Origin of the sequence: Neobacillus rhizophilus, assembly GCF_018343535.1 — a bacterium.
Taxonomy (GTDB): domain Bacteria; phylum Bacillota; class Bacilli; order Bacillales; family Cytobacillaceae; genus Neobacillus; species Neobacillus rhizophilus.
Map to the genome: position 1 here is coordinate 382,696 of NZ_JAGYPF010000001.1, position 20,502 is coordinate 403,197.

25 protein-coding genes are annotated in these 20,502 nt (G+C 39.8%); 10 read left to right on the plus strand and 15 right to left on the minus strand.

The window, feature by feature from the left end:
* Positions 1–38: 38 nt before the first annotated feature.
* A complete protein-coding gene (locus KHA99_RS01830) occupies positions 39–410 on the minus strand; it encodes a DUF2500 domain-containing protein (RefSeq protein WP_213115726.1) in 372 nt (123 codons plus the stop codon).
* Positions 411–580: 170 nt separating this feature from the next.
* On the opposite strand from KHA99_RS01830, the gene KHA99_RS01835 reads away from it, so the two are divergent.
* Positions 581–973 (plus strand): thiol-disulfide oxidoreductase DCC family protein, encoded by a 393-nt coding sequence (locus KHA99_RS01835; protein ID WP_213115727.1) that lies wholly within the window; start codon positions 581–583, stop codon positions 971–973.
* 150 nt (positions 974–1,123) lie between these two features.
* Here the strand turns inward: KHA99_RS01835 and KHA99_RS01840 are convergent, their stop codons facing one another.
* Positions 1,124–1,675, minus strand: coding sequence for a GNAT family N-acetyltransferase (locus KHA99_RS01840; RefSeq protein ID WP_213115728.1), 552 nt, complete (start codon positions 1,673–1,675; stop codon positions 1,124–1,126).
* Between the two features lie 457 nt (positions 1,676–2,132).
* Here KHA99_RS01840 and treP point away from each other — a divergent pair, with 457 nt between their 5' ends.
* The 6 genes from treP (at position 2,133) to KHA99_RS01870 (ending at position 9,129) form a co-directional block, all read left to right on the plus strand.
* The gene (treP, locus tag KHA99_RS01845) at positions 2,133–3,557 is read left to right on the plus strand and encodes a PTS system trehalose-specific EIIBC component (protein ID WP_213115729.1); all 1,425 of its coding nucleotides are present in this window, start codon (positions 2,133–2,135) and stop codon (positions 3,555–3,557) included.
* A gap of 64 nt (positions 3,558–3,621) precedes the next feature.
* Positions 3,622–5,289 carry an alpha,alpha-phosphotrehalase gene (gene treC / locus KHA99_RS01850; RefSeq protein ID WP_213115730.1) on the plus strand — a complete coding sequence of 556 codons (1,668 nt, stop codon included), beginning with the start codon at positions 3,622–3,624 and terminating at the stop codon, positions 5,287–5,289.
* Between the two features lie 14 nt (positions 5,290–5,303).
* Positions 5,304–6,017 (plus strand): trehalose operon repressor, encoded by a 714-nt coding sequence (treR, locus tag KHA99_RS01855; protein ID WP_213115731.1) that lies wholly within the window; start codon positions 5,304–5,306, stop codon positions 6,015–6,017.
* Positions 6,018–6,103: 86 nt separating this feature from the next.
* Positions 6,104–6,781, plus strand: a complete 678-nt coding sequence (locus tag KHA99_RS01860) for an SOS response-associated peptidase (protein WP_213115732.1) — start codon at positions 6,104–6,106, stop codon at positions 6,779–6,781.
* Positions 6,782–7,302: 521 nt separating this feature from the next.
* Positions 7,303–7,920: an RraA family protein gene (locus KHA99_RS01865; protein ID WP_213115733.1), complete on the plus strand. Its 618-nt coding sequence runs from the start codon at positions 7,303–7,305 to the stop codon at positions 7,918–7,920.
* 159 nt (positions 7,921–8,079) lie between these two features.
* Entirely contained in the window at positions 8,080–9,129 is a 1,050-nt protein-coding gene (locus KHA99_RS01870) for a potassium channel family protein (RefSeq protein WP_249366478.1), read from the plus strand.
* Between the two features lie 33 nt (positions 9,130–9,162).
* Here KHA99_RS01870 and KHA99_RS01875 read toward each other — a convergent pair whose 3' ends face one another.
* A complete protein-coding gene (locus KHA99_RS01875; RefSeq protein WP_213115735.1) occupies positions 9,163–9,600 on the minus strand; it encodes a GNAT family N-acetyltransferase in 438 nt (145 codons plus the stop codon).
* Between the two features lie 215 nt (positions 9,601–9,815).
* Here KHA99_RS01875 and KHA99_RS01880 point away from each other — a divergent pair, with 215 nt between their 5' ends.
* Positions 9,816–10,652 (plus strand): DUF4405 domain-containing protein, encoded by an 837-nt coding sequence (locus KHA99_RS01880; RefSeq protein ID WP_213115736.1) that lies wholly within the window; start codon positions 9,816–9,818, stop codon positions 10,650–10,652.
* A gap of 55 nt (positions 10,653–10,707) precedes the next feature.
* Here KHA99_RS01880 and KHA99_RS01885 read toward each other — a convergent pair whose 3' ends face one another.
* The 7 genes from KHA99_RS01885 to KHA99_RS01915 all read right to left on the minus strand — a co-directional run bounded on the left by KHA99_RS01885 (position 10,708) and on the right by KHA99_RS01915 (position 15,299).
* On the minus strand, positions 10,708–10,953 hold the full coding sequence (locus KHA99_RS01885; RefSeq protein WP_213115737.1) for a replicative helicase loader/inhibitor: 246 nt from the start codon (positions 10,951–10,953) through the stop codon (positions 10,708–10,710).
* Positions 10,954–10,976: 23 nt separating this feature from the next.
* Positions 10,977–11,423 (minus strand): SRPBCC family protein, encoded by a 447-nt coding sequence (locus tag KHA99_RS01890; protein ID WP_213115738.1) that lies wholly within the window; start codon positions 11,421–11,423, stop codon positions 10,977–10,979.
* A 78-nt stretch (positions 11,424–11,501) separates the two neighbouring features.
* Positions 11,502–12,008, minus strand: a complete 507-nt coding sequence (locus KHA99_RS01895) for a hypothetical protein (protein WP_213115739.1) — start codon at positions 12,006–12,008, stop codon at positions 11,502–11,504.
* Positions 12,009–12,025: 17 nt separating this feature from the next.
* Positions 12,026–12,517, minus strand: coding sequence for an acyltransferase family protein (locus tag KHA99_RS01900; protein WP_213115740.1), 492 nt, complete (start codon positions 12,515–12,517; stop codon positions 12,026–12,028).
* Between the two features lie 121 nt (positions 12,518–12,638).
* Positions 12,639–13,265 (minus strand): SdpI family protein, encoded by a 627-nt coding sequence (locus KHA99_RS01905; RefSeq protein WP_213115741.1) that lies wholly within the window; start codon positions 13,263–13,265, stop codon positions 12,639–12,641.
* The gene (locus KHA99_RS01910) at positions 13,262–13,540 is read right to left on the minus strand and encodes an autorepressor SdpR family transcription factor (RefSeq protein ID WP_213115742.1); all 279 of its coding nucleotides are present in this window, start codon (positions 13,538–13,540) and stop codon (positions 13,262–13,264) included. Before KHA99_RS01910 ends, KHA99_RS01905 begins: the two co-directional genes overlap by 4 nt.
* Positions 13,541–13,706: 166 nt before the next feature.
* Positions 13,707–15,299, minus strand: coding sequence for a long-chain-fatty-acid--CoA ligase (locus tag KHA99_RS01915; protein WP_213115743.1), 1,593 nt, complete (start codon positions 15,297–15,299; stop codon positions 13,707–13,709).
* A gap of 172 nt (positions 15,300–15,471) precedes the next feature.
* Between KHA99_RS01915 and KHA99_RS01920 the strand changes: the two genes are divergently transcribed.
* Both KHA99_RS01920 and KHA99_RS01925 read left to right on the plus strand, forming a co-directional pair.
* Positions 15,472–15,876, plus strand: a complete 405-nt coding sequence (locus KHA99_RS01920) for a hypothetical protein (protein ID WP_213115744.1) — start codon at positions 15,472–15,474, stop codon at positions 15,874–15,876.
* A 101-nt stretch (positions 15,877–15,977) separates the two neighbouring features.
* A complete protein-coding gene (locus KHA99_RS01925; protein ID WP_213115745.1) occupies positions 15,978–16,871 on the plus strand; it encodes an alpha/beta hydrolase in 894 nt (297 codons plus the stop codon).
* A 271-nt stretch (positions 16,872–17,142) separates the two neighbouring features.
* Here KHA99_RS01925 and pdxR read toward each other — a convergent pair whose 3' ends face one another.
* The 5 genes from pdxR to KHA99_RS01950 all read right to left on the minus strand — a co-directional run bounded on the left by pdxR (position 17,143) and on the right by KHA99_RS01950 (position 20,408).
* Positions 17,143–18,570 (minus strand): MocR-like pyridoxine biosynthesis transcription factor PdxR, encoded by a 1,428-nt coding sequence (gene pdxR, locus KHA99_RS01930; RefSeq protein WP_213115746.1) that lies wholly within the window; start codon positions 18,568–18,570, stop codon positions 17,143–17,145.
* A gap of 187 nt (positions 18,571–18,757) precedes the next feature.
* On the minus strand, positions 18,758–19,120 hold the full coding sequence (gene crcB, locus KHA99_RS01935; protein ID WP_213115747.1) for a fluoride efflux transporter CrcB: 363 nt from the start codon (positions 19,118–19,120) through the stop codon (positions 18,758–18,760).
* Positions 19,117–19,491, minus strand: coding sequence for a fluoride efflux transporter CrcB (gene crcB, locus KHA99_RS01940; protein ID WP_213115748.1), 375 nt, complete (start codon positions 19,489–19,491; stop codon positions 19,117–19,119). Before crcB (KHA99_RS01940) ends, crcB (KHA99_RS01935) begins: the two co-directional genes overlap by 4 nt.
* Positions 19,492–19,604: 113 nt before the next feature.
* The gene (locus KHA99_RS01945) at positions 19,605–19,745 is read right to left on the minus strand and encodes a YrzI family small protein (protein ID WP_213115749.1); all 141 of its coding nucleotides are present in this window, start codon (positions 19,743–19,745) and stop codon (positions 19,605–19,607) included.
* Positions 19,746–19,898: 153 nt separating this feature from the next.
* Entirely contained in the window at positions 19,899–20,408 is a 510-nt protein-coding gene (locus tag KHA99_RS01950) for a YbaK/EbsC family protein (RefSeq protein WP_213115750.1), read from the minus strand.
* Between the last annotated feature and the right edge of the window lie 94 nt (positions 20,409–20,502).

Below are 20,502 nucleotides of genomic sequence, written 5' to 3' on the forward strand. Positions count from 1 at the left end.
ATCCCTAGCTTATGGAGGGTTCTCCTGAATATATGTTTTTATGGCCCGGTTTGGCGGCGGGTGAAACCGTGGTATCGGGTTCCTTGAAATATTAGTTCTCCTGTATCGCCTTCTGCAAGGTGCCCATATTCTCGCCCGTCTACCTTGAATTCGGTCCGGTCCCCGCTTTCAAACTGAAACGTCACAAAATACCACGTGCTTGAAGGCGCATCTCCAGCACCGCCACTAACCTTAGTCCTCTTTGAAACAACCTTTGCATCCACATTTAAACGCGGTTGTTTGTTATTATTGCTCCACTCTTTCATCCCTTTGGCAAATGAAAAAATAATAAAGCCAAAAACAATGATAAAGATAATTGGGAAGATCATTGACATAATACTAAACATATCAAAACCTGCATCAAAACCCATCTTTTCCGCCCCCTATTTCTCCCTGATTAAACTATAACGATTAGATTCGTTTTCCTGCAAGATAAATTTGGAAAATAATGATATTTTTGAATACAGGCCATTAATTCACGGCTAAAATTATGTTATGCTAGTGAATATAAACGAGTAAACAATAAAAAGTTGGTGAATAAATGGGACGAATTATTCTATTTGATGGAGTGTGTAATCTTTGCACCAGCAGTGTCCAATTTATTTTAAAAAGAGATCCCTCTGGCCATTTCAAATTTGCTTCCTTACAAGGTGAAACAGGGCAATACTTGCTCAAAAAGTTCGGTTTATCCCCTGACATTAACAGTATTGTTTTTATAGAAAATGAAAAAATCCACTTTGAATCAACAGCAGCACTAAAAATTTGCAGAGAACTTTCTGGGGCATGGAAACTACTCAATGTTCTGTTCATCATCCCCCGACCTATTCGCGACCTTTTATATAAAACAATCGCCAAAAACCGTTATAAATGGTTCGGAAAAAACGAAACCTGCATGCTGCCAAGACCGGAATGGAAAAGTAGATTCTTAGACTAAAATATGGCCACAACAACAAAAAGCACCCATTTTTGCGGTGCTTTTTCTTTTAGGCTCTTTTCTAAAAGATTATTACTAATTAGTATTCCAAAATAATAATTGCAAAATCGCAAATAAAAGGGTTAAATTCAGAAATAAAACTCGTAATTTTCAAGAACCGGTAAACGACTTTTTATGAAAGACACCAATATACTTAAAAATTTCCTCACCGCTTTCAGGCAGCGCGGTGCCATGGACCAGTTTTAAAAACATTGCCCGATACGGTTCAGGTACCCATATGTAATGATGAATATAATCAGTTATGGTAAAGCCGCATTTTTCCCAAAAACGAATTCTTGCGAGGTTTTCGGGGGTTAAGTCTGATTCAACCTCTATAACAAGACTCTCATATTGGCCTTCTTGTGCCGCCCATTCTTTAACATAAGTAATCATGTTATTACCAATTCCCTGGTTTTGAAATGCCTCTTGTACTGCAAGGTAATCAATTAATAACGCAGATATTCTACCAAGCTTTCCGCTAATCGCCATCACCGCAGCCTGGTTGTCCAAAAACCCCACATGCAAAAAACAAAGCTTTTTCCGGAACATGTTACGGACGATTTTCTCCGGTTTTGCCCCTTTTTCGGCAAAAGCCACTTCATAGATGGGAAAAACTTTGCCCCACAAAGCCTCATCCCAGTAATCAATTGTTTTAAATTCCAATAACGGACAACCTCCATATTGTGCTTTCTATCATCATACCCAAAAATCCAATAAAAAAAGACCCTGAACATAGTCAAGGGCCAAAGTGAGAACTTAGCGGTCACAACTAAGCCTCAAATTAGGAGGTCTAAACTCAGAAGAATTTAAACATCTATAGTGTAACATTTTCTAAAAATTCATTCAATAGTTTAAAGTGTTAAAGACCAAAAGTATTTCAAAAATTCAGGAAAAAACTATACCTTTTTACCAACCCCCTACTATTTACCTAACTTTTCCAGTAAAAATTCATTGTTGACAAACCTGTATATACAAGTCATAATGAAAACGTAATCAAAACTTGTATATACAGGTCATCTAAACAATCTGGTAAACGCATACAAAACCTGTATAAAATTAAGGGTTTGATAAAAATATAGGAAACAAATGGGGTATCACCCATTCGTTAGGGGGAAATCAGATGAGTAAATACACAGATCCTTCAAAGGAATTACTCAAACATATTGGCGGTAAAGAAAACATTGCGGCCGTTACTCACTGTGTAACAAGAATGCGGTTTGTTTTAAATGATCCATCAAAAGCTGATGTAAAAAGTATAGAATCAATCGGACTTGTAAAAGGTACATTTACCCAAGCTGGTCAATTTCAGGTCATCATTGGAAATGAAGTTTCAAGCTTTTATAATGAATTTGAAAAAATTGCTGGTGTTGAAGGAGCATCAAAAGAAGAAGCGAAAATTGCAGCGAAGAAAAATCAGAACTGGCTGCAGCGCATGATGGGGCATTTAGCTGAAATCTTCACCCCATTAATTCCGGCCCTTGTTGTCGGCGGTTTAATCCTTGGATTCCGAAATATTATCGGTGATATAAAACTATTAGATGATGGAACAAAAACAATTATAGAAGTATCGCAATTTTGGGCCGGTGTCCACTCATTTCTTTGGCTGATTGGTGAGGCAATCTTCCACTTCCTTCCTGTCGGCATCACCTGGTCCGTAGCCAAGAAAATGGGCGCATCGCAAATTCTTGGTATTGTTCTCGGAATTACCTTAGTATCACCGCAATTGCTAAATGCATATGCCGTTGCAGGAGCGAAAGAAATTCCGACATGGGATTTTGGTTTTGCACACATAAAGATGATTGGTTATCAAGCTCAAGTAATCCCTGCGATTCTAGCCGGCTTAACTTTAGGCTTCCTTGAAACAAGACTGCGTAAAGTGGTGCCAAATTCAATTTCGATGATTGTTGTGCCATTTTTCGCACTGGTTCCGGCTGTATTAATTGCGCACACAATTTTAGGTCCTATCGGCTGGCAAATCGGTTCAGGCATTTCTCATGTGGTTTATTCAAGCTTAACATCTTCATTCGGCTGGTTGTTTGCAGCAATCTTTGGATTTGCTTATGCCCCACTAGTCATTACAGGCTTACACCATATGACAAACGCAATTGACCTTCAATTAATGAGTGAACTTGGCGGTACAAACCTATGGCCAATGATTGCTTTATCAAATATAGCTCAAGGTTCAGCCGTTCTTGCGATGATTTTCATCAACCGCAAAAACGAAGAAGAAAAGCAAGTTTCGATTCCGGCGACCATCTCATGTTACTTAGGGGTGACCGAGCCGGCGATGTTTGGAATTAACCTAAAATATGGTTTCCCATTCTTGGCAGCAATGATTGGTTCAATGGTTGCAGGCGTTGTATCTGTAGCAAGCGGTGTTATGGCTAACTCAATTGGGGTCGGCGGTCTTCCTGGTATCTTATCGATACAAGCAAAACATATGGCGATGTTTGGAGTCTGCATGATTATTGCTATTGTAGTTCCATTCCTGTTAACAAATATCTTTGCAAAAACAGGAATGAATAAATTTTCTTTGAAAAAATAACTCCAATCAAGGAGGGAGAACAGCTCCCTCCTTTTCACATTACTAAATTAGGCAGGTGCAAAAAATGTTAACAGCTTGGTGGAAAAATGCAGTCGTTTATCAAATTTATCCTAAAAGCTTTAAGGATACAACCGGTAATGGTACCGGCGATCTTCTAGGTATCATTGATAAACTCGACTATTTGAAAAAATTAGGTGTCGATGTTCTATGGCTCACCCCTATATATCAATCGCCACAACGAGATAATGGATATGACATTAGCGATTATTACAGCATATATCCTGAATATGGCACAATGGAAGATTTCGAACGGCTGCTGAAAGAGGCCCATAAACGAAGTTTAAAAATCATGATGGATATTGTCATCAATCATACCTCAACAGAACATGAATGGTTTAAGCAGTCCAAATCCTCGAAGGATAACCCATACCGTGACTTCTACATTTGGAAGGATGGTGTAAAAGGAGCACCGCCTAACAACTGGCAGTCTAAATTTGGTGGTTCGGCTTGGGAGTATGACGAAACGACTGGCCAATATTACCTTCATCTTTTCGATGTGACCCAAGCGGACCTCAATTGGGAAAATGAAAAGGTCCGCGAAGCCTTATACGAAATGATGCATTTTTGGCTAAAAAAAGGAGTCGATGGCTTCCGTCTCGACGTTATCAATCTAATTTCGAAAGACCAGCAATTCCCGCAGGATGACACCGACGGCCGCAAATTTTACACAGATGGTCCAAGAATCCATGAGTTTCTGCATGAGATGAACGAAAAAGTTTTTTCGAAATATGATTTGATTACCGTGGGCGAAATGTCTTCGACGTCGATTGACCACTGCATCAATTACACAAAACCTGAGCGGGAAGAATTAAATATGGTGTTTAGCTTCCATCACTTGAAGGTTGATTACCCGAATGGCGATAAGTGGACGAAAGCGGATTTCGATTTCCACGCCTTAAAAAAGATTCTGTCTGACTGGCAAATAGAAATGAATCAGGGAGGCGGCTGGAATGCCCTTTTCTGGTGCAATCACGACCAACCTCGCGTGGTATCGCGATTTGGTGACGATGGCAAATACCATAAAGAATCAGCGAAAATGCTGGCAACTGCAATCCACATGATGCAGGGCACCCCTTATATTTACCAGGGGGAAGAATTCGGAATGACCAATCCGAATTTTAATTCCATTGAGGACTACCGTGATGTGGAATCCTTTAATATTTTTGAAATCAAGAAAAACGAGGGAATGAGTGAACTAGAAATCCTTGATATCTTGAAGCAAAAGTCACGGGATAACTCAAGAACGCCAGTGCAATGGGATTCCAGCCGCAATGCTGGGTTTACGGAAGGTACTCCCTGGATTAATACAGCGGAAAATTCCCCTGAAATCAATGCCGAAAATGCCATGCAGGATCCTGATTCTATCTTCTATTATTATCAAAAACTCATTCAGCTTAGAAAAAATTATGATATCATAATGGACGGCGACTTTGAATTAATTTTAGAAGATGACAAAGAGGTTTTTGCTTATGTTCGTTCCAATGGCGTTGAAAAAATGATAGTTTTAAATAATTTTTACGGAAAAGAAAAGACGGTCACTCTCCCATCTCACTTCCATCTTGATGGTGAACATTGTGAAATGTTAATCTCTAATTATGAGGATTCAGCTGCACTTGGGTGCCAAATTAATTTGCGGCCATATGAGTCCATCGTTTACCATATAAAGAAGTGATTGGTGATGTCTTTATGACAAACAAATATTTAACCATCTATAATACGATTGTTGAACAAATTAAAAGCGGAGAAATCTCACCTCAGACGCTGCTGCCTTCTGAGAATGAATTAACGGAACAATTCCAGACATCAAGGGAAACGATTCGAAAAGCGCTAAATTTGCTGTCGCAAAATGGATATATTCAAAAAGTCCGCGGCAAAGGGTCCATCGTCATTGATGTCTCCAAGTTCGACTTCCCTGTTTCCGGACTGGTGAGCTTTAAAGAACTTGGGAAAAAAATGGGCCGGAAACCAAGAACCATCGTGAATGAGTTGGAATTAATGAAACCTGACGGCTATATTCGGCAGCAGCTCCAGCTTACCGGGAAAGATCAGGTCTGGAAGGTCGTGCGGACACGGGAAATCGGCGGAGAAAAGATCATTTTAGATAAGGACTTCCTGAATAAAAAGTTTGTTCCTGAATTAACGGAAGAAGTCTGCGCAGATTCTATTTATGAGTACTTGGAAAAAGACTTGAATCTTACCATCAGTTTTGCAAAAAAAGAAATAGTGGTTGAAGAACCGACGGATGAGGACCGTGCCCTTCTTGATCTTGGCGGTTTTCATAACATCGTTGTTATTAAAAACCTTGTATACCTGGATGATGCCAGTCTATTTCAATACACGGAATCCCGGCACCGTCCCGATAAGTTTCGGTTCGTCGACTTTGCTCGAAGAACACATTGATTCTGAATGGAAATCTCTTGTAAAAGAGGTTTCCTTTTTGATTTTTTGCTACAATAAACCTAACTTAAGAACCTGAGGTGAAAAGTATGTGCGGGCGATTTACGTTAACAGCAACGATTGATCAGATTCTTGACCGGTTTGATATACAAGCATTCCTTGACGAGGAAAATTATTTGCCAAGCTTTAACATTGCCCCCTCTCAATTGGTATTGGCAGTCATCAACGATGGAACGTCCAACAGGATGGGCTTTTTAAAATGGGGGTTGATTCCTCCCTGGGCCAAAGACATATCGATTGGTCATAAAATGATCAATGCTCGGGCAGAAACTTTAACAGAAAAACCAAGCTTCCAAAAGCCGTTCCAGAAAAAGCGCTGCCTTATTATTGCTGATAGTTTTTACGAGTGGAAACGAAATGATGATAAAACGAAAACACCAATGCGGATTAAACTGAAGGATGAAAACCTTTTTGCAATGGCCGGACTATGGGAACAATGGAAATCCACTGAAGGGAAATCTGTCTTTTCCTGCTCTGTCATAACAACAGCCCCGAACGAATTGATGATGGATATTCATGACCGAATGCCGGTCATTTTAAAACCAGAGGACGAACATACATGGCTTGACCCCTCTATTACGAATACGAATTTCCTGAAACAATTCCTTGTGCCCTTTAATAAAAATCAGATGGAAGCGTATGAAGTCTCTTCACTTGTAAACTCGCCAAAAAACAACTCGATTGATCTCATTCAAAAAATATGCTAACGCACATTTTTTTCGACTATGGACAAGTTGCCTATATGCACGTCCACATTCTGTCATATGATGTACTAACCCATTAAGTTTTTCCTTCTTTTAAGTGGCCGGAAGCCACTTTCTTTTTTTTTGTCCAAAAACTCTACCTGTGTAAATGGTCTGATTCCCCCATAACATGAATACAATGTAAAATACCATCAGCAAATCTCTAGTGGCTCCATCTTTTATTTATCGCGGCGGCTTGTGATACCTTTTGGTAAGAGGTTCACCGCTTACCAGCACCTTTTCCGCATGGAGAGCAAAACGGCGACTTTGTTCCGCTTTATATACCGATTTGTACGGTAAATGACCAAGATATCAGTGACAGTTGGACAGGAAAAAGCAGTTTTATTTAGTATATCGATATGGCCGTCTGGCTTTTCTGCCGGCGGCAATTTTTATGTTCTTCTCAACAATGAATTTCCTAATATTCCAATTTGTTAGAATAGTAGTATAATAAAGTAAACTTTACATAAAGGAGCATCGCTAGTATGGATAACCTATTAAACGAATTTAAGAATCTGCCGACAACCTGCATTTCCGATGGTATGGATGGCTTAAATAACCTCCACCCTTCCATTAAACCTCTTAAGGAAGAGTACAAGCTTGCAGGGCGGGCTTTTACTGTTAAAATTCCGGTCGGTGATAATTTGGCCGTTTTAAAAGCGATTCGCAACGCTAAACCGGGTGATATCTTGGTTGTCGATGCCAAAGGAGACCAATACCGTGCTATTGCCGGTGATTTTGTTGTCGGCATGATGCAGACTCTCGGAATCGGCGGCTTAGTGGTTGATGGTGTCATCCGTGATATTGTGGGTATTAAAGAATTAAACTTCCCTGTTTTCTCCCGAGGAACGGCGGTCGCTGCAAGCAGCAAAGCAGGTGTCGGCGAAATCAATGTCCCAATTTCCTGTGGCGGAGTCACTATAAATCCTGGTGACATCGTTGTTGGAGATGCGGATGGAGTAGTTGTAGTCCCACAATCAATTGAACAAGAGGTTTTAACTAAATCTCAGAACAAATTGAAAAAAGACCAGCTAAGAGAAGAAAAGATTTCCGGCAATCGTGAAGCGATTTTTAAACATTTGGATGAAATGCTTTCCAAATAAAAATGACCCCCTTTCCTTATAGGAATAGGGGTTTTATATTTTTTCATCCTACTTTAAATTGCTGCCTGACTGTTTTCAATTCTTATACTTATTTGGCGAAGTTTGGGAAACATAAGGATTATCAATGAAGATTTTTGGCTGGGATGGTTGCTTGTGGGGATGAAGATAAAAAAGATTCTTTATCATTTGATTATGCTACGGGATAAAATATTAGTTCCTTTTGTGCTTTTATACATATTATTGGCTGCACTTGGAATTTTTTGGATAGAGCCAAAAACATTTGAATCGTACATTACCTCAATCTACTGGGTATTAACAACGCTAGCGACAGTAGGTTTCGGTGACTATGCGCCGGTAACGGATGCAGGAAAAATTTATACCATCTTCCTTTATATCACCGGCATTGGCTTAATCAGTTTATTTGTAGGTAGAGTCATCAATACCGTGTACGTAATAGATAAGTTAAAGGTCGGAGGAAAGATGAAATATACAGGGAAACATCATATTATCCTGGTTGGCTGGAGCCCAAAAACAAAATTGGCTGTAAAGGAAATTCTGAAGACAGACAAAAAGACGGATATTGTCATTATTGATAACTTAGAAAAAGCTCCAATTTCGGAGGAACGCCTGTTTTATGTCCGCGGAGATGCGACTGACGAAGAAACACTCTTGAATTCCAACCTTCCAAAAGCCAAAGGTGTGATCATTTTTGCGGACCAGATTGCGCAGGATAACTTTTTAACCAAGGACCCTCTCCTAGTGGACGGCAAAACCTTATTAGTGGCGACCGCTATCACTACGATTGAGGAAAAATTAAAAATAGATATTCACGTCACGGCTGAAGTCATTAATGAAAACCACATTCAATTGTTCAAACATGTTCAAGTCGATGAGTTTATTCCAACCCAGGAAATGATTTCGCATGCTGCCGTACGCTCTTTATTCTCGCATGGCGTGACCCATATGTATTCTGAATTAATGAGTACACAGTACGGAGATTCTATGTATGAAATTCCGAAAAAGAAAGAATGGAAAACCTACCGAGACGCTTTTTTTGAACTCTTGAATCTAGGAGCAACATTAGTAGCCGACCGGGGCGACATGCACATTAATCAAAAGCTGGACCAAATGATTCCCAATGATGCACAGCTGTTTGTCATTTGTGATAAGGAGACCATCAGCCAATTAACTTCAAGAGTTGAAAAATAAATTTAAAAAAAGGGGTGGATAAAGCACCCACCCCTAAATAGAAAAATAATAAAAGTAATGCGTTTCTCTTTTGAAGCCAATTTTTTCATAAAGACCTTGGGCAGGAAAATTGTCAGAGGCTGTCTCAAGTAGTACACCTTTTGCTCCAGTATCCCGTGCCATTTCAATTGCCTTATTGATTAATTTATCACCGATGCCCTTGCCACGGTATTCTTTTTTCACATACAAATCATTCAATATCCAAGACCGTTGCATGCTAACAGATGAAAAGGTCGGATACAGTTGCGTAAAGCCAACCGCCTCCCCTCCCTCATAAGCAACGAAAATAACCGATTCCCCATTTAATATTCTCGTCTTTAAAAACTCCCGTGCGCCTTCGGTATCAGGCGATTGCTCGTAAAATTGTCTGTATAAATCAAAAAGCTCCGTTACCGCATCCAGGTCATTTATTGTAGCTTTGATAAGGTTCATTGATGCACCTCTCCCCTTTTATTTCCCCTTATTCCTTTTTATGGTACACTTTATTCTACTTCAATTGGATTCATTTTTGATAGTCTTTTTTATTCCCCAAAAATGAAAAGTTCTTTTTTCAATAAATAAGGATTTATTTTTTGGCTTAAGGATTTCTTAAGGTTCACGCACCATAATGGGAAACAGTTAAGGTGAATCAATTTGGAGGAATTAAGATGAAAAAGAATTATACAAAGATTGTTCTCGATTTGTTGATGGCTATCACGTTTGTGCTGCTAATGAATCCAAGAGTATTAGATGGATTGCCGTTTCATGAAATTGCCGGACTGGTAATAGGGGTAGCTATTCTAGTACACATCGGCTTGAACTATCGCTGGGTGGTCAATACAACGAAAAAGATCTTTGACCCGAAGCTTCCTAATAAAACACGATTTAGTTATCTTTTAAAAGTACTGTTGTTAATTTCGATGGCAGGTGTTATTATCACAGGCATATTAATTTCTAGAGTTGTATTACCAAGTCTCGCCATTCAGGGAAATCACACTATTCGTGAATTACATGGATTATCTGCTGATGCCACACTTGCATTTGTTGGACTTCATGTTGGTGTACATTGGCAGTGGGTAATGAGTATCTGCAAAAAGGCATTTAAAACAAAGGAAGGGAAATTTAGGAAAGGTGTTATTGCATCCGTTGTCCTGTCACTCGCTATTTTAGCAGGTGGAATTCAATGGTTCGCTTCAACAGCTACACCGAGCATGGGTGAGTTCAAACCGATACAAATGCAGCAAAGTACTCAAACATCTAATAATGGAAATACGGTAAATACAGAGAACTCAACTGCGATGCCAAAGCAAGGACCTCCTAATGGAGATTTTCGAAAGGAAAAATTTCATGGAAAAGAAGGACATGGAGGATCAAGCAATCCATTTCTCGTAGTTCTTAACTATTTTGCTATTTGGGCAGTGATCATCATTCCTACTTATTATATTGAAAAGCGAATTTTAAGAAAAAAACGGAAATCTAAATTGACCCATCCTCAAATGACATAAAAATGTATCTGTGATTAAAAAAAGTCCGGTTTATAGTTCCGGACTTTTTTACTTCTTATGATAATTTGAGTAGATATTCATTCATCCAATTGTTACTTTTCAATTCTTTAGAAAGAATATCAATAATTGCAGGGGGATATGGACTTATTCTAATATGCTCGTGAATCCTCCCAAGTACGAACTTGTAATCTAACTCGGCACAAACGCTAAACCATTGCTGGACCGTTTCATTTTTTGCCACAAAGAGAGGATATACCCTTTCAATCAAGACAATCAGTTTAAACGCCTCTTGTTTAGTCATTGAAGGTTCTCCTTGGCTAATCCCTAGGAATTATGATTGTTCAGTAATCCGCCCCGTAATTGATTCACGCCAAATTCCAGGTAAGCTTTTAAACAGGTCAACATAAATACCCACCCTTCTTTATTGTCCAGTATATTATGTATTAATGCAGCGTCATTCTCTTGAAAGCCTTCTTCCATTATTTCAATAATCGTGCCGGACGAATCCATTTCTTTTAAGCTGATGGTTACAGTATGTTCGTCCTCTGGCGGACCCCAAAAGAAGACAATTTTATTATTCTCCTCTACTTCAACAACTTTAATTTCCAATTCAGCATTGTACAAATCATATTCCAATTTGATGGTCTTTCCCGCTGCCCATCTTTCTGAACTCGAAGAGAACCAAAAATTCCCGATTTTCGAAGGATCGACAAAGGCCTCAAATACATCTTTGGCAGGTTTCTTAATTTGAAACCTTGTTAAATTAATCATTTCTAATCACTCTCTTTCACCTATTAACATAATCAGGGTTGTCTCATACGGTTTATTTTATACCATTATATCTTTTTATTAGTCCACTATCTGAATATATTCGCTTGGATTGCTCCTGATTTTTTCTCCAATATCCTTTAACGTCTTTGGACTAATTTCGGTAAAATCAATATTAAGTAACGCGATAGATTCCATGAGTTCGGGGTCCTTTTCAATGTCATTATAGGAAACATTAAAATCCTCTATACTCCTTGAAAAATTCCCTGCTTCAAAAAGCTGTTCCAATTTTACGAAGAGACACATCATTTCATTTGCTCCAAAATACTCCAGCCCGTTTTTGATTGCCTTCCACGCTCTGGGCTGAGCATAATAATATGCCCCCCACCAATAAAATTCTTCTATTGAATTTTTAGCATGATTAAAATAAGCATAAAACATGAATAAAGCCTTTTGCCCTGTAGTCAATTTTTGATATAGCTCTTCCTTTACTTTCGTATCCCTACCGCGAATTAACGGGATATAAGGCTCGAAACATGCCCCGCCCAGTGCTTCATCCTCTAGCGAATCAAAAAAATGTCTCTTCAAATCGTTCCCCACCTATTTTAATTTTCATGGTGTCGCTCCCATATTACTAAATTCTTTTGATTGTTTCGGTTTACCTTCACACCAAAAATCCATCTCGTAATGGCTGTCCGCTTAATGATAAACTCATATATTAGCCAAGAAATAAGCAAAGTTAGGACCATAATGAGGAAAAACGAAAGAATCATACCAAGATTGATTGTTAAAACATAGTAACCTATGACAACTAAAACACTCTGGTGAATAATATAGATAGGAAATGCTGCTTCATTCATGTACGGGATAGCCTTGTGAGGAAAATTCAAAAATTTGTGACCGAAACCCAAAATCACCGCAAGCGTTAGCCAAACATTGAAGGTTCTTAAAATAGATATAAGTATATCCACACCTGGGAAAATCGGTCCATCCTGCGGATCCCAATAATCAAACACCCTGGCGGAATGAAATGGAAATAACAGCAGGATTCCCAAATTTCTCAGCCAATCAATATCATATCTTCGATTCTCCCCCAAACAGACTCCCCATCTGAAACTAAATTATTTCTAGATTAATTGTAGTGATTCCACCCGCCTCTTACAAGGAAAATTTACCTAAAAAGGGAGAAAAAAAACTCCCGATTTCGGGAGTTTCACGTTAAACTTTTATGAAAAAATAGTACGATGATAATACAATAAGGGCTAAAGAAACGATTATGGCAATGGCCACATAATAGACTTGGATAGCAGCCGGTATTATCGGTACAAATAGCATCAATATACCTAACACTACAAAAACCTTTCCGCCAAAGCGATGCGTTTTTCTCCATACATCCTCATTCGCTAAGGTCCATGGTGTACGAATTCCGATAAAATAATTGGGCTTAAATTTTGGACTTAAGTTACCAATAAAGATAAATAATAAACCAATTAATTCAGGAATAACGTGTTGAGGCTCAATGATTCCTAGTTCACTGGTAATTTGCACAGCTTGAAACAAGAACAGAAATAACAATATTCCATTCATGATCCAAGAATAGGCGCTTCCAAATCTCTGATAATTCGATTTCTTTGGGTCGATTTTCGGCAAAAGAATCCTCATAACATAAAAGACTAACATAATGCCAGGCAGAAGGAAAGCGCCTCTTGACTTATGAACGAAGCTGTTTGGTTCCCCTTTATAGTTCCAATGATTTGCGACTTGTTCTGGTAAATATGGATAAGCAATCCATGTTGCAATGAACGTAATAACAACTAAAAACAAGCCAAACCAATATTTTTTCATCTTTTATCACCCTCTTCATCTTTCGTTATAAAGTCCATAAACCATGTAACAACATCTTCAAATACACTTGTGTTTAAGGAGTAGATAATTTGCTGGCCCTTTTTCTCTGCATCCACCAAATTTGCTTGTTTTAATAAATTTAGATGATGAGATATACTTGGCTTTGTCATGTTAAAATGGTAAGCAATTTCCCCTGCGGACAAGTCCTGTTTTTTTAATAAATGGAGTATTTTTCTTCTGCTTGGATCGGACAGCGCCTTGAAAGCATCATTCATGGTCAACCCTCTTTTCACTAACTAATTGCATGAATTTAGTTATTTAGAAAATTATCTAAATATATAATAAACCAATTTGTTAAATAAATGCAATTGATTCTTGTAGAAAATACAAAATAGCGGACTGGAAACAAAGATCCAACCCGCTTATTAATTCTAAAACTTTTTAGTTAACGAACCGTTCTGTTTTTCCTTTTGAGCTCCAGTATTCATTGCGAAGGTGGACCTTTTGGATTTTTCCAGAGGCAGTCTTCGGAAGTTCCTTTACAAAGGTGACCCCTGTAACCGCTTTAAAATGAGCCAATTTTTCACGGGAAAACGAAATGATTTCCGCCTCGCTGACTTCTGCACCCTCACGCAATACAACGTATGCATGTGGAGTTTCGCCCCATTTTTCATGTGGAACTGCAATGACGGCAGCCTCTAATACCGCAGGATGCTCGTAAAGCGCCCCTTCCACTTCGATAGAAGAAATGTTTTCTCCACCGCTGATGATAATATCCTTTTTCCGATCAACGATCTCAATATTACCGTATTCATCGACCGTTCCCATGTCGCCTGTGTGGAGCCAGCCGTTGCGGATTGTTTCCATGGTCGCCTCCGGGTTTTTCCAATAGCCAAGCATAACACCGTGGCTTCTTGTTACGACTTCCCCAATTTCCTGGCCGTTATGGGCTACCTCTTCCCCATGCTCGTTAACTACTCTTACATCAGAACCAATCATTGGATAACCCGCTTTTGCTTTTATGCGTGCTTTTGTTTCGGGTGCCAGGTGTATAAGTTCAGAGCGGATTGTTGAAACCAAGCTAAGAGGCGTAGATTCTGTCATTCCGTACACCTGAATAAACTCCCAACCAAGCTCCTGTTCTACGCGGGTCACAAACGCCGGCGGCGGTGCAGAACCAGCAATGACCACCCGAACGTTATGCTCTATTACCGGTTTATTTTTTTCATAGTATTGCAATAAAGAATTCAGCACGGTCGGTGCCATGTGCAGCACTGTCACCTTATGCTTCTGAATAGCTTGAAAAATTGATTCAGGAGTAGCCTTTTTCAAGCAAACATGTGTAGAACCGTTCGCCGTATAATAAAATGGCGAGCCCCAACCATTTACGTGAAACATTGGAAGAACATGAAGATAGACATCCCGGTCGCTGACGCGCAGGTGGTGCATCGTGCTTAATGCGTGGAGATAATTATTGCGGTGCGTCAGCATAACTCCCTTAGGGTTTCCTGTTGTACCACTTGTATAGAGAAGGCTGCAGACATCGTCTTCATCGAGCTCAGAACGATCGAAATTCCCTGATGGGTAACCGGCCAGCCATTTCTCATAATCTACCTCATCGGTTTGTTCATCTTTATATTGAACAATAATGTGTTTGACTGTTTCGAGCTGCTCTTTAATCGGAATGATTAAATGATACAAGTCCTGGTCAACCAGCAGCACTTTCGATTCACTATGATTTAAAATAAACAAGTAATCCTCAGGCTTTAAGCGGATATTAAGCGGCACCATGATGGCCCCAAGCTGGAAAACGCCATAAAAGCCTTCGAGCATTTCAACGGTGTTCGGTGCAAGATACGCAACCCGTTCCCCTTTTTCCACCCCTAAAGCCCTTAACCCATGAGAAAGCTGGTTTACTCTCCCATTCAGCTCGTAATATGTAAAAACTCGTTCATCGCAAAAAACAGCCTGCTTGTCCCCATAAAGAGAAACGGCCCGGTCCAAAAATTCCGGAAGTATTAAAGGTACATTCATTTTTTTCACCTCTTTTTAATTTTTTGAATATTCCAACTTAATATTATTCTATCATAAAATTTTTAAATAAAAATACAAAAATTTGTCTAAAAATAATTAATTGCACCTGAGTACTAATTTGGTGGGAAATCCCATAAATTAGAATGTACGTTCGTAAAAGGAGGGCGAGGAAATGCTTCGAGGCAATGATTCCTTGATAACAGGTGAGATGTTGGCAAAGTATTACGAACTAAACAAAAAGAAAAAAGAAATCGAATTGGAAATGAATGAATTAAAAGATGTTTTCCAAAGCTATTTTAATAATTTAGTAGGAAGGGACACGAAGGGCGAAATTACCGTCAGTGGTTTTAAATTGCAAAGGCAAATCCGAAAATCTGAAAAATTCCATGAGGAAGAAACAGTGAAAAGACTGGAAGAACTGCAATTGAACGACCTCATTCAGGTGATTAAGAAACCCGACGATTCAAAGATAAAAGCAGCGCTTGAACTGGGGTTACTAAAGGGAAATCAATTGGAGGGCTGCATCGTTACAACTCATTCCCCTGCAATTTCGGTAAAACCGGTCACACCTCGCTAAATACTGACAGAAAGTTTTATTATCTCTTTACATTATGGAGGAATTCCCCAAACTTTATCGAAGTACTAATGCGTATTTATTTTTTAAAGGGGGATTTTGTCATGGTAAGTTCAGAAAGTTTAATGATACGTCAAATGTTAAAGGCATCGTTAACAAACCAACTCGCTGAATTTAATCTTGAAGCGACACGAAACGGATTAGAAGCCTTATCCGCACTAACTCCTGTGGCCCCTGATATTAATGTGGAAAAAAAAACGATTGAAGGAATTCCTGCCGAATGGGTAACGGCTCCGAACGCTGAAGAAGACCGGGTATTTCTTTACCTTCACGGCGGGGCGTACATAATGGGCAGCTGCAACACGCATAGATATCTGGCGTCTAAACTGTCAAGGTCAACTCGTGCCCGAGTATTGGTGCCAGAATACCGGCTTGCACCAGAAAATCCATATCCAGCAGCAGTTGAAGATGCCCTAAAGGTGTATCGTTGGCTGGTTGATTCAGGTGTTTCTCCTGAAAAAATTATCATCGGCGGAGATTCGGCCGGCGGCGGATTAACAATGTCCACTCTGCTTGCTTTACGTGAGGCTGGCGACAAATTGCCGGCATTAACCGTCCTGTTATCGCCTTGGACTGATTTGGAGGGCACAGGGGAATCAATGGAAACAAGAAGAGGTATTGACCCATGGCTAAACCCAGATCAGTCTCGTCTCGTACCAGCTTTATATATTCGGGACCTGGACCCGCGCGACCCGCACGTATCTCCAATCTATGCAGATTTAACAGGCCTGCCGCCCATGCTCGTTCATGCCGGGAATGATGAAATTTTGCTGGATGATTCTATTCGTTTAGTGGACCGTGCACTGGCGGCTGGCGTAGATGTCAGCTTGAAAATCTGGGATGATATGTGGCACGTCTTCCAAACCTTCAATATTCCGGAGGGCCAGCAGGATATCGATGAAATTGGGGAATTTGTGGTTAAGCGATTAGGGTTATAGAGTTAAATTCAAAACGCTTGGGACTTCCAGGCGTTTTTTCGTTTTGATCTTCATTACTTTCATGAAGGACATTTCCCTCTTGGATTCCCTTCGTTATGATCCTCATCACCTTTATGAAGGACATTTCCCTCTTGAAATCCCATTATTTTGGTCTTCTTCGGCTTTATGAACGTCATTTTCCAGCCCAACCCAAAGCATTTTGTCGTTTAGAAACCCTCTAGTAAACATTATCCTCTTTGCCAACCCATTTTTGTCCTATATCCAATTTCGGTTAACCTTTCGCCGTTTCACTTTTTGTTAGCCCCCATGCATCCGCCAGAACCCGTATCCCCTCTTGAATCTGATTCTCCGACAGCCCGCCGTACCCAAGTAAAACCTTCGAATCCACCCCGCCAGCCAACTCCGCATAATATACAGACAACGGATACACCTTTACTCCAGCAGCCATCGCCCTCCGTACCAACTCCTCCTCCATCATGCCATTCCTAACGTCCAAAACAATATGCAAACCTGATTTTTCACCGATTACCTTCACCCATTCACCCATAAAATTATGAATCGCTGAAATCAGGAAGGCTTGCTTTTTCCGGTAAAGTGTCCTCATTTTATTTAAATGGGTTTGCCAATGACCTTCGTGCATAAAACGATAAAGCGTATCCTGATGAAGCCGGGAGACCGTTTGTTTATAGATGATGAAGTGCTCCCTGTATCTGGCCAGCAGTCCTTCAGGCAGGACCATATAACTGATTCGCAAGGATGGAATCAACGACTTTGAAAAGGTGCCTAAATAAACAACTCTTTCGGATGAATCCAGCCCTTGCAAAGATGGAATCGGTTTTCCTTTATAACGGTATTCCCCGTCGTAATCATCCTCAATAACGTATCCGTCCATTTCTTCTGCCCATTTCAACAATTCTATTCGTCGAGCAATGGGCATAATCATTCCCAGCGGGAACTGATGGGATGGGGTGACATACACGACACGGGCGCCGCTCCCGTGCAAACATTCTACAGTAATCCCTTCCTCATCTAAAGGAACAGGAACAGTGAGGACACCTAAATTCTGCAAAACTGCCCTTGTCCGGTGAAATCCTGGATTCTCCAAGGCATAAATTTCATCCCTTCCAATCACTAAACAAAGGAGCCCCATCAAAACCTGTGTCCCCGCGCCAATAACAATTTGTTCTGCTGTGCAACGAACACCTCTAGACTGAAATAAATACTTGGCAATTTCCTCTCGAAGCAGCCTTTCCCCTTGCGGATTGCCAGTATAAAACAAATCCCACTGATCCTCATATAAGGCTTGAACCGACAGCCTTCTCCATACACTCAATGGAAAATGTTCTAGGTCGACCTTTCCTGAATTAAAATCTATTTTTTCAGCAGGTTCCTTCAATTCCTCAGCCATCCCAACAGGCTCCACCTTATCATGACTGACCATTAAATCCTCCAGCAATTCAACAACAAACAATCCTGAACGCGGACGGCTTTCCAGAAATCCCTCCGCGCAAAGCTGGTCATAGGCAGACTGAACCGTGTTCAGACTTAGTCCCAAATAATTAGCCAAATTTCGTTTGGATGGCAATTTTTCCAGAGGTTTAATATTACCTTTTAAAATTTCACCTTTGATAAAGTTCGCAAGCTGCATATATAAAGGCGTTGGGCTTTTATGAACCAATACAGGCATTACCTCAAGCACTGCCAATCCCCTCCAAAAACTGACCCTACTAAAATCATTTAATCTGATGTTTTTGATTATACCAGTTTGCAATTAAATTGAGTTCACCTATAAGATTTTTTCTTAGTGAATCCGTAACCAAAAAAACATACATGATTGCCAATTCTTAATTTCTGAGGGTAAACTCAATCCGAACTCATTTTTTTCTTTATTGAAATTGGCTACCCAATAAATATCCTAAGTAAGCAAGAAAAATTCCGATTATGTAGGTTAAAAATGTATAAAGGTAAAATTGCCATTTTTGTTTTTTCAAAAGGAATTGTAGCATTTCCAATTTTAACGTTGAAAAAGTGGTAAAGGCTCCCATGAACCCGGTTCCAAACAATAGGGCGAGCGTTGGGTCGGTCTTAGCCCCGCTAATAATTCCTAGAAGAAATGCGCCGGCCAAATTAACGGTTAAAGTTCCTAGTGGAATTGCTGCATTTGCATTTAACTGCTTGCTTATCAAAAAACGGGCAATTGCGCCAAAAAATCCCCCTAATCCGACCAGTATTAAATGGACAAATGTCATGATTTTTGTACCACCTCACTGTATTTAAATCCTAATCGGCTCATTATAAGACCACCGATAACACTAATAGCAACGTATAATACGCCTAAAACAACTTTTCCATCATGAAACAATTGGACGGTTTCAACACTGAGCGTGGAAAATGTAGTAAATGAGCCGACGAACCCTGTCCCAATCGCAGTTGCAATCATAGGTGGCAACGAAACCCGTTTAAACAAATTAGTCGTAAACCACGCAAGCAGAAAACTCCCGATTAAGTTAATGGTTAAGGTGGAAAAAGGAAAAGAATCACCTTTAAACAGCCAGAGCCCAATCCAATACCTTAAAATTGCACCTAGCGCACCGGTAATGCCCACTAAAAAATAAACCAAACGAAATGCCCCCTTGGCTTCGATATAAAAAACTCCTGCAAGGAAACACCCCGCAGGAGATAACAACAAAATTATTATAAACCCTGATTTTTAAAAAAGAAAGATTCCCTATTTTAGAAAAACAAATGTGAGGAAATTTGCCGGTCCTTATGTTCCTCATATAGCTGATCGACCAACTCTTGGTGTGCGGCCTCTTCCATGCTTATTTTGCGTTTTTTTATTGTTAAGGTAAAAAATAACATATTCACGTTCATTTTGAGTTCCTCCTTCTAATGTTTCCTTTATTTATCTCAAGTATAGAAGGATTTCCCATTTCTAAAATCGTGACTATGATGGAGATTTTCCTACTCCTTTAGTCTGAGAATAGTTTATCTCGTTTGATCAATTTATGTACAGAATAAATCTTTTTAGCTGCGTACTGCTACCTTTTCCGGAAGCTCTGCACCTTCCCAATCTTTGCAAACATCGACCCATTCCTTGGCGAGGGAATATTCGAAAATTTCATCACCGGTCAACTCGATTGCAGAATTTGCGCTCCCGCATGCTGGAAAGAGAGTTTCAAAACGTTTCATGGAAACATCTAAATATACATCTAGATCATTTTTTAAACCAAACGGACATACACCGCCTACAGCATGTCCCGTTTGTTCCAACACTTCTTCGGCAGATAACATGCGGGCTTTAATACCAAAGGTTTGCCTGAATTTTTTATTATCAATTTTTGCATCTCCAGCCGCCACAACCAGAATGGCTTTTTCTTCTTCCCCTCTGAAGGACAAAGTTTTGGCAATACGCGCAGGAATAACGCCGATGGTTTCAGCAGCAAGCTCCACTGTTGCACTCGACGAATCAAACTCCATCACATCCTGTTCCCGTCCCCATTGTTTGAAATGGGCTTTCACACTTTCTAAAGACATTCTATTCCATCCTTTCCCATCAATTTTATGAAGTATCATAACAATTTTCGTGACGCTAAACAAATCAAATGCTTATCTTTGAAGCTTTACAGCA